Annotated in this window: 12 protein-coding genes and 3 pseudogenes; 2 read left to right on the forward strand and 13 right to left on the reverse strand. The window is 55.4% G+C overall.

Annotated features, from left to right (window positions below; translation table 11 throughout):
- The 13 genes and pseudogenes from VU18_RS08555 to VU18_RS19860 all read right to left on the reverse strand — a co-directional run.
- Window positions 1-1,113: aldehyde dehydrogenase (locus VU18_RS08555; RefSeq protein ID WP_047758002.1), on the reverse strand; the 1,113-nt coding region annotated here is incomplete at its 3' end.
- Between the two features lie 17 nt (window positions 1,114-1,130).
- Entirely contained in the window at window positions 1,131-1,904 is a 774-nt protein-coding gene (locus VU18_RS08560; protein ID WP_011231524.1) for an enoyl-CoA hydratase-related protein, read from the reverse strand.
- 12 nt (window positions 1,905-1,916) lie between these two features.
- The gene (locus VU18_RS08565; RefSeq protein WP_021321740.1) at window positions 1,917-2,693 is read right to left on the reverse strand and encodes an enoyl-CoA hydratase/isomerase family protein; all 777 of its coding nucleotides are present in this window, start codon (window positions 2,691-2,693) and stop codon (window positions 1,917-1,919) included.
- Window positions 2,686-2,997, reverse strand: a complete 312-nt coding sequence (locus VU18_RS08570; protein WP_011231526.1) for an EthD family reductase — start codon at window positions 2,995-2,997, stop codon at window positions 2,686-2,688. Before VU18_RS08570 ends, VU18_RS08565 begins: the two co-directional genes overlap by 8 nt.
- Window positions 2,998-3,021: 24 nt before the next feature.
- Window positions 3,022-3,498 carry a 1,2-phenylacetyl-CoA epoxidase subunit PaaD gene (gene paaD / locus VU18_RS08575; protein ID WP_011231527.1) on the reverse strand — a complete coding sequence of 159 codons (477 nt, stop codon included), beginning with the start codon at window positions 3,496-3,498 and terminating at the stop codon, window positions 3,022-3,024.
- Window positions 3,488-3,667 (reverse strand): hypothetical protein, encoded by a 180-nt coding sequence (locus VU18_RS19850; protein WP_236687330.1) that lies wholly within the window; start codon window positions 3,665-3,667, stop codon window positions 3,488-3,490. The genes paaD and VU18_RS19850 overlap by 11 nt, the downstream gene beginning before the upstream one ends.
- The gene (gene paaC / locus VU18_RS08580; RefSeq protein WP_011231528.1) at window positions 3,654-4,487 is read right to left on the reverse strand and encodes a 1,2-phenylacetyl-CoA epoxidase subunit PaaC; all 834 of its coding nucleotides are present in this window, start codon (window positions 4,485-4,487) and stop codon (window positions 3,654-3,656) included. Before paaC ends, VU18_RS19850 begins: the two co-directional genes overlap by 14 nt.
- Window positions 4,463-4,816: a 1,2-phenylacetyl-CoA epoxidase subunit PaaB gene (gene paaB / locus VU18_RS08585; RefSeq protein WP_011231529.1), complete on the reverse strand. Its 354-nt coding sequence runs from the start codon at window positions 4,814-4,816 to the stop codon at window positions 4,463-4,465. The genes paaC and paaB overlap by 25 nt, the downstream gene beginning before the upstream one ends.
- A gap of 12 nt (window positions 4,817-4,828) precedes the next feature.
- On the reverse strand, window positions 4,829-5,770 hold the full coding sequence (gene paaA, locus VU18_RS08590) for a 1,2-phenylacetyl-CoA epoxidase subunit PaaA (protein WP_369793569.1): 942 nt from the start codon (window positions 5,768-5,770) through the stop codon (window positions 4,829-4,831).
- A gap of 117 nt (window positions 5,771-5,887) precedes the next feature.
- The coding region (locus VU18_RS08595) for a phenylacetate--CoA ligase family protein (protein WP_236687332.1) at window positions 5,888-6,761 on the reverse strand (874 nt) is incomplete at its 5' end.
- 1 nt (window position 6,762) lies between these two features.
- Window positions 6,763-7,219, reverse strand: a pseudogene (locus tag VU18_RS19855) (phenylacetate--CoA ligase family protein); the annotation flags it as partial.
- A 287-nt stretch (window positions 7,220-7,506) separates the two neighbouring features.
- On the reverse strand, window positions 7,507-8,741 hold a 1,235-nt coding region (locus tag VU18_RS08600; protein ID WP_236687333.1), incomplete at its 5' end, for a dihydroxy-acid dehydratase.
- Window position 8,742: 1 nt separating this feature from the next.
- Window positions 8,743-9,186: pseudogene (locus VU18_RS19860) on the reverse strand (dihydroxy-acid dehydratase); the annotation flags it as partial.
- 520 nt (window positions 9,187-9,706) lie between these two features.
- Between VU18_RS19860 and proB the strand changes: the two are divergent.
- A partial coding sequence (gene proB / locus VU18_RS19865) for a glutamate 5-kinase (RefSeq protein ID WP_236687334.1) occupies window positions 9,707-10,368 on the forward strand: 662 nt, incomplete at its 3' end.
- A 1-nt stretch (window position 10,369) separates the two neighbouring features.
- Window positions 10,370-10,783, forward strand: a pseudogene (locus VU18_RS19870) (PUA domain-containing protein); the annotation flags it as partial.

Here is a 10,783-nt window from a genome sequence, read left to right on the forward strand (position 1 = left end):
AACCGCCTCTTTTCCCCCGGCGGCGACCGTCGCTCCGTCGGCGACAGCCGATTGCACGTATTCGTCAATCACTTCCAGCTGCCCGCGGCTGATGATCGCCCCAACATGCGTGCCGGCATCAAACGGGTCGCCGAGTTTCAGCTGCTTCGTTTTGGCCACGAACGCTTCCATAAACGCGTCATAGATGCTTTCATGCACATACAAGCGGGAACGCGCCTCGCACGATTGGCCGCTGTTGTAGAAAATGCCGAACAATGAGCCGGCGACAGCGGCTTCTAAATCAGCGTCCGCAAACACAAGGCTTGGCGATTTGCCCCCCAGCTCGAGCGTCACCCGTTTTAATGTTTTCGACGCCTTCTCCATAATTTCCTTCCCCACCGGCGTCGATCCGGTAAACGCCACTTTGTCGACGAGCGGATGTTCGACCAAATAGTCCCCAACTTCCGCTCCGGCGCCCGTCACCACATTGACGACCCCTTCCGGCACGCCGGCCTCATGGCAAATTTCCGCCAGCACAAGGCAGGTGAGCGGCGTCAGCGACGCCGGTTTAACGACGACCGAGCATCCAGCGGCAATGGCAGGCGCGATTTTCCAAGCCGCCATCATGAGCGGATAGTTCCAAGGAATGATTTGGGCGCACACACCGACAGGCTCTTTTTCTGTATAGTTGTGAAACGCGCCCGGCATCGGGTTGACCGCCCCGCGGTGCCCAATGATCGCCCCGGCGAAAAATTCAAAGTCTTCAATCGCCTGCATCACTTGCCCTTGAGCAGCCGACAACGCTTTGCCGGTATTCAAAATTTCCAATTCCACCAATTCATTAAAACGTTCGCGCATGATGGCCGCAATTTGGTACAAGATGCGCGCCCGTTTTTGCACCGGAAAATGACGCCATTTCCCACGGTCAAACGCTTGCCTTGCCGCCTGCACCGCCCGTTCGGCATCCTCGCGCGTCCCTTTGGCGACGCGGGCGACCGGTTCGCCAGTGGCCGGATTGGTCACCACAAATGTTTCGCCCGAGGCGCTTTCGACCCGCTCCCCGTTCACAATCAAATGATAGAAATCACGTTTGGTCGGCATCGGTTCCATTTTCTTTTGTTTGACAGTCGCCATCGTTTTTTCCCCCTTGCTTAGTTTCCTTGGAATAGTGGTTTTCGTTTTTCAAAGAACGCCTTGACGCCTTCGCGGTGGTCGGATGTCAATCCCGCAATGCGCTGGCATTCCGCTTCCCGTTCGAGGTAGCGGTCAAACGTCGTTTCCTCGCTTTCGCGAAGCAGCCGTTTGATGAGTCCAATCGCCTTCGTTGGCATGGCAGAGAGCCGCTCGGCAAACTGCTTTACTTCCTCCTCCCAATCAGAGAGAGGAATCACCTTTGTCGCCAGTCCGAGCGCAGCTGCTTCCTCGGCGGTCACTTTTTCCCCGAGCACCGCAAGCTCAAGCGCCTTCGCCCTCCCGACAAGACGCGGCAAATAGTAGAGATGGCCCGCGTCCGGCACAAGACCGACGTGAATAAACGCGGGAGCGAAACTCGCCTTTTCCGAGAGAAGCCGGAAATCACACGCCAGCGCCAAGCTCATGCCCGCGCCGGCCGCCGCCCCGTTCACCGCTGCGACAACCGGTTTTTCAAGATGATGAAGCGCTTTCATCATCGGCGCGTATCGGGAGCGCAACACGTCGCCATGGTCCATTTCTTCCGTCACGCCGCTCAAATCTTCCCCCGCACAAAACGCCCGGCCGGCGCCTGTGATCACCACGCAGCGGACGTTTGGATCCGCCCCTGCTTGTTTTAGCGCCTTTGTCACTTCCGCATTCATCTGCTCCGTAAACGCATTGAGCTGATCAGGGCGGTTGAGCGTCAGCCAGGCGACTTGTCCCTTCACTTCATAACGGATCGTTTCGTACATCGAACGCCCCCCTTATTTTCCTTGGAAGCGCGGCTTTCGTTTTTCGAGGAATGCCGCCATTCCTTCTTTTTGGTCTTCCGAGGCGAACAATAGGTAAAAGTTTTTCCGCTCAAATTGCATGCCTTCATACAGCGGATAGTCGACCGCTTTCTGCACCGCCTCTTTGATCAGCCGGAGAGCCAAAGGCGGCTGTTCAGCGAGACGCCCGGCCAGCCTCATCGTTTCTTCCATTAAAAGCTCCGGGCTGACGACGCGGTTGACAATCCCCAGCTGCTCGGCTTCTTTCGCCGACATACTCGCCCCAGTCCAAAGCCACTCGAGCGCCCGCTTCGGACCGATGAGCTTTGTCAGCCGCTGCGTGCCTCCCGCACCTGGCATGACGCCAAGGTTCACTTCTGGAAAGCCAAATTCGGCCGCCGACGACGCGACAATCAAGTCGCACGAAAGCGCCAGCTCAAAACCTCCCCCTAGCGCCAACCCGTTCACAGCGGCGATCATCGGCGTTTTCACGATGGACAGGCGATCCCAATCGGCAAACTGGTTCAGCCACTCAAGACGAATGGGGTCATCTTTTGCCATCTCTTGAATATCCGCCCCAGCCGCAAACGCCCGTCCACGCCCGGTCAACACAATGACACGCACCTTCTCATTCCGATCAAACGCTTCCACTGCCGCAACGATTTCCGCCACCATTTGACGGCTCAGCGCATTCAATACATCAGGACGGGCGAGCTCGATGATGCCGACCGCTCCCTCTTGACGCGCCGCAATGGAAACAAACTCACTCATGTTCCACTTCCTCACCGACCATAAAGGTGACGAGGTCGCCGGCAAATGACATGACATCTTTTGCCGATGCCTTCGCTTCTTTCGTTTTCATCGCCTCTTGAAACGCCTCTTGACTATCGTAATACATTTCACACAACAAATAATACTCGCTTTCCGTCCCCATCGGCGTCCCCGTAATTTTCGTCACCTTGATTTTTCGGAGGCCAGGAATTTTTTCCGTCAACGGCACATGCGTCCCATAATAATGGGCGTCAAACTGCTCCTTATCTTTCGGCTGTTTGTACAAGGCGATCATTTTAAACATCACGAACGTCCCCTTTCCCTTTTCTTATCCTGAAATTAATACGGGCTTCATCGCCTCAAACGGATTTTTGCATTGTTTGCAGTAGAAAATGCTGCGGCAGGCGGTCGGGCCAAACAAATTTTCCATGACGGTCCGCTCCGCCCCGCAATATGGACACGCCACTTGCCATGCCCCTGACGGCATTTGCCGCGGCGGCGGAGCGATGCCAAACTGCTTCAGCCGCTCCCGTCCGGCTTCGCTGATCCGGTCGGACGTCCACGGCGGATGGCGGAGAAACTCAACCGTCACCGCCGAGGCCCCTGCTTGCTTCACCGCTTCCTCAACCCGCGTGCGGATGATATCAAGCGCCGGACACCCGAGAAACGTCGGCAGCAGACAGACCGAGACCGCTCCATCCCGAACGTCAACCTGTTCCACCATCCCAAGATCGACAATGCTAATCGAATGAATTTCTGGGTCTTTCACCGTTTCTAACGCTTTCCAAACCTCTTCATTTGTCATGGTTCTCCCTCACATTTTCCAACCCGCTGCCGTTTTCCCGCTTGGGCTGCCTAGTGCCGCCAATGCTGCGCCGTTTTGCTCCTTCAACAAACACTTCGCCGTCACAAAGAGGCGTCATGCCCAACGCCGCACGTTGGCCAACAGCGGCGCGGACATTACCATATCGCATGCGGGACGGCGCGGTATACTTCTGACAACGTCGCCAGCGCTTCGTCCAAATCCGGCGTATGTTCGCCGTTGCGGCCGTTGCCATGTTTCATGCCAAACGGCATCGGCCAATCAAGCCCCACTTCGGCAAACGCCGGCGCCAGCGCGGCAATCGTGTTTTCCGTCAGCACCTTTTCCTCATCAATCAGCCCCCACCGCACCATTTCCGTTCCTTTCGCCCCGAGCGTCAATACGCCGGCAAAATCAGCGGCCACATCCTGAATGGCTTTGGTCATTCGCGTCCGCGCTTCCAAAGGGGCATTCGTCAGCTGGACAAACCACGTATGCCAATGAAGCAAATGGTAGTGCAGCTCCACTTGAATTTTCGCTGCCACTTCCGCGAGCGGGGCATAGCTGCTTTTGGTGAGCGACTCGAGACGGACGCGCTTCGCCTGCGTATAAAAATATTGGCGAACAACGGTAAACGCCCAATCATAGCGAGGCTCACGCAAATAATGCCCCGGGCCGTTCGCCCGTTCGAGCAAAACCGCATTGCGCCGGGCCGAAGCCGGACGTGCGTGCGCCAGTTCGTCGGCTGATCCACAGCCAAGATCTTCAAGCAGCTGATAATACATGGCCGCATGCCCCATCGTATCTTGGCTGATGGAAGAAAACGCAATATCCTCCTCGATATGCGGCGCCAACCCAAGCCATTCCGAGCCGCGGTAGGCAAGCAAAAAATCATCATCCGCGAGCTGAAACAATAGCTCGACAAGCGCCTCTTGACCGTCTGGATGGAAGTGAATCGGTTTTTCGCTCATCGCCGAATCTCGCCTTTCCATGACAAAATTTCCTTCTCATCAAGCACGTTTTGCTCATATTTGCGCCATCGTTTCTTTAAATCCCCATATCCTCGCGTCAACCGGTAATCTTTGTTGTCAAGCCGCTTGAGCGCTGCTTTTTCCTCCTCACTCATTCGCCGGATATAGTCCCGCTTCACGACCCAAAGGTCCGCGACCGGCTCGCGGCGCATAAAGTTTTCCTGCGCCATCACGAGCGCGATCTCCTCATTGGGGGCAAGCAGACTGAATTGATGCTGCATCGGCGCATCCGGCGCTTTGCGGCTGAACACTTCAAACACTTGATAAAATCCTTGTTCTTTCCCCGCCATGGCCATCCCTCCTCATCCGGCCGTCCGTACGGCGCTGAGCGCCTCCCGCACCCACGCGTTCTGCTTATACGCCGTCCGCCGAAGCTCAAGCCGCTCCTGCGACTTCGGCCCGTTGTTGCGGATGATTTCTTTAAACCGCTCCCAATCCGGCTGCCGGTAAATCCATTGACCCTTCTCTTTGTCAAAATGCATTGTCTCATCAGGAATCTTCAGTCCGAGCGCCCAAATGCGCGGCACATATTTCGTAAAGAAGTCTTGGCGCAGTTGTTCATTCGTTTTCGTGCGGATGCGGTATTTGATCGTGATGTCTTGCTTCGAAGTTCCCGTCGTATCGGCCGTCGGCGGGCCAAAAAACATGAGCAACGCCTCCCACCAACGGTTGAGCGCCTCTTGCAGCATCTCTTTCTGCTCCTTCGTCCCTTCGGCAAGCGCCAAAATGATGGACTCGCCGTGCTGGGCGTGAAACACTTCCTCGGCGCAAATGCGCTTCAGCGCCCGCGCGTACGGTCCGTATGAGGCATCCAGCATGTTCGTCTGCGTCATAATCGCCGCTCCGTCGACGAGCCAGCCGATCAACCCGGCGTCCGCCCATGTTGGCGCTGGCATATGAAACACGTTATGAAACTTCAACCGTTCGTTCAATAAATCTTCGATAATATCTTCCCGCGTTTTGCCGAGCGGGGCCATCAAATCTTCCGCCACCCGAAGCAGCAGCTGGCCGTGCCCCATCTCATCCTGCACTTTCGCCATGATGCCAAGCTTGCGGCGCAGCGACGGCGCTTTCGGCACCCATTCTTTTTCCGGAAGCGCTCCCATAATTTCACTCACCGCATGCATCGCAATGAGCTTGATCAGCGTCACCCGATACTCATCCGGCATCCAGTCATCGGCTTCGATTTTTTCCCCCGCCTCGATGCGCTGCATAAATCGTTCGTATTTCTCCTCATCTGACAGGCGGGTGNACGTCATCATAGCCGCCATCCCCCATCCACCTCTCGTTTAAAATATATAACGTTTGTTTAACGTTATTATATTTTAATGTCATATATTTTGCAATCGTTTTTTTCTCTATCAGATGGATTGCGGCTCTTCAAGATGGCGGCGGTCAACGATGCGAACCGCTTTCCCTTCCGAGCGCGGGAGCGTTTTCGGCGAATGGAGACGGACGTCAATCGAAATGAGACAGTGCGTTTTCAACAATGACTGAATGCGCCGGGCAAGCAGAGCGGCCTGCTCGCTTTGCAAATCTCCGCCGACCTCGCTGTAAAAACGATCGGTCACTTCCGCATGCAGCTCGAGCGCTTCCAAATGGCCGTGGCGGAGACGATGCAGCTGATAGTGCGGAGCCAGTTCCGAGACGCGAAGCAGATGGTGCTCAATTTCCGACGGGAACACATTGACGCCGCGGATGATGATCATATCATCAACCCGCCCCTTGACCCGCGACATGCGCGCCGTCGTCCGCCCGCAAGCACAACGCTCTCTCGTCACGGAAGCGATATCGCCTGTCCGGTAGCGGATGACCGGGAACGCCTCTTTCGTCAAGCTCGTAAAAACAAGCTCTCCTTCTTCCCCTTCCGCCACCGGCTCGAGCGTTTTCGGGTCGATCACTTCGACAAGGAAATGGTCCTCGGCGATATGGAGGCCGTTTTGCGCTTCATGGCACTCCATCGCCACCCCCGGGCCGATCACTTCACTCAGTCCGTAAATATCACATGCCTTCATATCAAACGTCTCTTCAAGCGTGCGCCGCATTTCCTCGGACCACGGTTCCGCACCGAAGATGCCGTATTTCAGCGATGTTTGCCGCGGATCTTTGCCCAGTTCTTTCATCCGCTCGGCAATGTTCAATACATAGGACGGCGTGGCGCAAATGACGGTCGGCTGAAAGTCTTCAATGATCATCACTTGCCGGTCGGTGTTGCCTCCGGATACCGGCACCGTCNCCGCCCCAAGCCGCTCGCTGCCATAATGCAGCCCGAGCCCGCCGGTAAACAGCCCGTATCCATAGGCGTTGTGAATCACATCCCCCGGTTTCCCGCCAGCGATGACAATCGCCCGCGCCACAATGTCGGCCCAGCGCTCAATGTCCTGTTTCGTGTAAGCGACCACCGTCGGTTTGCCGCTTGTGCCGCTTGAAGCGTGTACACGGACGCATTGGGAAAGATCGACCGCGAGCAAACCAAACGGATAATGGTCCCGCAAATCCCGCTTTGTCGTAAACGGGAGTTTGCGTACATCCTCAAGCGTGCGAATATCCTCCGGCTTCACTCCCTTTTCATCAAACCGTTGCCGGTAAAACGGCACCCGCTCATACACACGCTCCGCCGTCGCCCGCAGCCTCACAAGCTGGATCGCCTCCAGTTCGCTGCGTGCGGCCGTCTCAATGTCATGCAAAATCATCGTTTCCGCCCCCTCTTTTAAAGCGCTTTCATAAAAATGGAAAATACAAAACTATATAACGTTATACAAACGTTATATAGTTTTATCATGATATCTAATTTTAAAATAGGCTAAATATTTGAAAATGTCAACATATTTTCAGACCAACAAAGCTGTAAAAAAAGGAGGCGATGGACGCTCCTTTCCAAAATAAATGAAAGAGGCGGAAAAACCGCCTCTTTTGATCCTGATCGTCTAATGGCGTCCCTCGCGCGCTTGGAAGGGGACAACGCTCTTACAGAAATCCGCTAAATCTTCATAATCCCCCCCGTGCTCGCCGATGTGACGTGTTTCGAGTAGCGGGCGAGATACCCGGTTTTCACTTTTGGTTCAAAGCCTTTCCAGTTCGCTTTCCGGCGTTCGAGCTCTTCATCGGACAGCTTGACGTTGATCGTTCGTTTCACCGTATCGATCTCGATGATATCGCCGTCTTGGATGAAAGCGATCGGTCCGCCTTCCGCCGCTTCCGGTGAAACGTGGCCGACGGACAAGCCGCGCGAGGCGCCGGAGAAGCGGCCGTCGGTGACAAGCGCTACCTTCGTACCGAGCCCCATGCCGACGATTTGCGACGTTGGCGCAAGCATTTCCGGCATCCCTGGGCCGCCTTTTGGTCCTTCGTAGCGGATGACGACGACATGACCCGGCTTGATTTTGCCGCTGGCGATGCCTTCAAGCGCCTCTTCCTGCGAATCAAACACGATCGCCGGACCTTCATGGCGCGTGATGCCGCCTTGGACCGCGCCGGTTTTGATGACGGCGCCGTCCGGCGCTAAGTTGCCGAACAAAATGGCGAGCCCGCCCGTTTCCGAATACGGGTTGTCAATCGGGCGGATGACATCGTAGTTTTTCACTTGGCAGCCGGCGATGTTTTCACCGAGTGTTTTGCCGGTGACAGTCAGCGTATCTAAATGAAGCGTGCCTTCTTTTTTCGCCAGCTCGTTCAACACCGCCGAGACGCCGCCGGCTTCGTGCAAGTCTTCAATATAATGGACATCCGATGCCGGAGCGAGCTTCGCTAAATGCGGCACGCGTGACGCCACTTCGTTAATCCGCTCGAGCGAATAGTCAATGCCGGCTTCGTTGGCGATCGCAAGCGTATGCAGTACCGTATTCGTCGAGCCGCCAAGCGCCATATCGAGCGCGAACGCGTTGTCGATCGCTTTTTCCGTTACGATGTCGCGCGGTTTGATGTCATGTTCGATCAAATACATCAGCTGCTTTGCCGATTGGCGGACAAGCTCTTTGCGCGCTGGGTCAACCGCCAAAATGGTGCCGTTGCCCGGCAAAGCGAGCCCGAGCGCTTCAGCGAGACAGTTCATGGAGTTGGCCGTAAACATGCCCGAACACGATCCGCACGTCGGACAGCCGTAGCGTTCGAGTTCTTCGAGCCCTTTCTCATCGAGCGTTCCGCCTAAATACGCCCCGACCCCTTCAAACACGGACGAGAGCGAAATTTTCCGCCCGTCTTTCGTCACACCAGCTTNCATCGGCCCGCCGCTGACAAAAATCGTCGGGATGTTGAGCCGCATCGCCGCCATCATCATCCCTGGCGTAATTTTGTCGCAGTTCGGAATGCATACCATGCCGTCAAACCAATGCGCCGAGATGACCGTTTCGATCGAATCAGCGATGATTTCCCGGCTCGGAAGCGAATAGCGCATCCCGATATGCCCCATGGCGATGCCGTCATCAACGCCGATCGTGTTCATTTCAAACGGCACGCCGCCTGCTTCGCGAATCGCTTCTTTCACGATTCTCCCAAACTCTTGCAAGTGAACGTGCCCCGGAATAATGTCGATGTACGAATTGACAACCGCGATGAACGGTTTGTCAAAATCCTCATCTTTCACCCCGGCCGCCCGCAGCAAACTCCGGTGCGGGGCGCGGTCAAATCCTTTTTTGATCATGTCGCTGCGCCGCTTTTTCATATTCTGGTCCCTCCATCGTGCAGATTGCTAGGTTGCTAGTATTGTACCACTTTTTCTAATAAAAAGACAATTATCTTTATTCTGAATGCGTTTTCATGATCTACTCTGCGAAAATGAGTCAGAAAAATCAGCCGCTCCTCTTGACAACCGGAGCATTTGGCGTCATAATTTCTTACAAATTATAAATCGCAAGTCTATCCTTGACAATGAAACAACGAGAACGGCACGGGATTAGTAAACCGAGGGAACGCGCCAGAGAGTGGAACCCACAGGCTGGAAGGTTCCTCGCGGGAAGCCGGTTGAACCTGCCCTAGACGGCCGCTTATGCAAACATAAGCCGCACGCCTGCGTTACAGGCCAGAGGTGGGCGCTTTGTGCGCCAAAAAAGGTGGTACCGCGGAACGCTTTTCCGTCCTTTTGCAAAAAAGGAGGAAAAGCGTTTTTTATTGGCCGGCCGCTTCGCAGAGCGGCTAGGCGATCCAACTCATGCCATTCAACACGCAAAGGAGGGAGGAACGCGATGAAACGGCAGCGCGTGGTGGTCAAAATCGGCAGCAGCTCGCTCACCGATCCGAAAGGCGGCCTTTGCCATGACAAACTGTTCGATCACGTTGAGGCGATCGCTTATCTCAAACAGCTCGGCCATGACGTCATTCTCATCACGTCCGGCGCTGTCGCCGCTGGTTTCGGACCTTTAGGCTACCCGGCGCGCCCGACGACAATCGCTGGGAAACAGGCAGCCGCAGCCGTCGGGCAAAGTTTGCTCATGCAGGCGTACAGCTCGGCGTTCGCCCAATTCGGCTTTACGGCCGCTCAGCTGTTGTTGACGCGCAGCGACTTTTACAGCCGCGAGCGGTTCCGCAACTTGTTTGCCACAATCACCACACTGCTTGAGAACGGCGCCGTGCCGATCATTAATGAAAACGACTCCGTTTCCATCGAAGAATTGACATTTGGCGACAATGACATGCTTTCGGCGCTTGTCGCCGGCTTTTTGCACGCTGATGCGCTCATTTTGCTTACGGACATTAACGGGTTGTATGACGCCAATCCGAAAACGAATCCGCAGGCGAAAAAATACGCCTTTTTGCCGGAAATCACCGATGAGATGATCGAAGCCGCCGGCGGCATCGGTTCAGCCGTCGGCACCGGCGGGATGCGCTCGAAGCTTCTCGCGGCTCGNAAAGCACTTTCGTTTGGCGTCAGCGTGTTCATCGGCACGGGAAGCGGCCGAGAAAAACTGGCTGATATTTTAGCTGGAAAAGGAGACGGCACGTACATCGGCGTTCCGTTTCCGAAACAAATGCAAATGCGCAAACAATGGATTGCCTATCATGCTCCTGTCGCCGGCATGATCACGGTCGACAGCGGGGCTGAAGAAGCGTTGCTTATGCGTGGGAAAAGTTTGCTCCCTGCTGGCGTAACAGCGGTTTCCGGCGACTTCCATGCGATGGATGTCGTGGATGTCGTCAATGAAAAAGGGATCACGATCGGACGCGGCCAAGTGTATTACGCCGCCGCCGATTTGAAAAAAGTGAAAGGGCGGCCGAGCGAAGAGGCCCGGCAATACTCTTACCTTCACCGCCCGGAAGTCATC

This window comes from Geobacillus sp. ZGt-1 (genome assembly GCF_001026865.1).
GTDB classification, from domain to species: Bacteria; Bacillota; Bacilli; order Bacillales; family Anoxybacillaceae; genus Geobacillus; species Geobacillus thermoleovorans.

Bases quoted from the DNA above. Each gene is read 5' to 3' on its own strand.
- VU18_RS08560 (WP_011231524.1), bottom strand. From the start codon at position 1,904: ATGTACGAAACGATCCGTTATGAAGTGAAGGGACAAGTCGCCTGGCTG.
- VU18_RS08565 (WP_021321740.1), bottom strand. From the start codon at position 2,693: ATGAGTGAGTTTGTTTCCATTGCGGCGCGTCAAGAGGGAGCGGTCGGC.
- VU18_RS08570 (WP_011231526.1), bottom strand. From the start codon at position 2,997: ATGTTTAAAATGATCGCCTTGTACAAACAGCCGAAAGATAAGGAGCAG.
- paaD (WP_011231527.1), bottom strand. From the start codon at position 3,498: ATGACAAATGAAGAGGTTTGGAAAGCGTTAGAAACGGTGAAAGACCCA.
- VU18_RS19850 (WP_236687330.1), bottom strand. From the start codon at position 3,667: ATGCGATATGGTAATGTCCGCGCCGCTGTTGGCCAACGTGCGGCGTTG.
- paaC (WP_011231528.1), bottom strand. From the start codon at position 4,487: ATGGAAAGGCGAGATTCGGCGATGAGCGAAAAACCGATTCACTTCCAT.
- paaB (WP_011231529.1), bottom strand. From the start codon at position 4,816: ATGGCGGGGAAAGAACAAGGATTTTATCAAGTGTTTGAAGTGTTCAGC.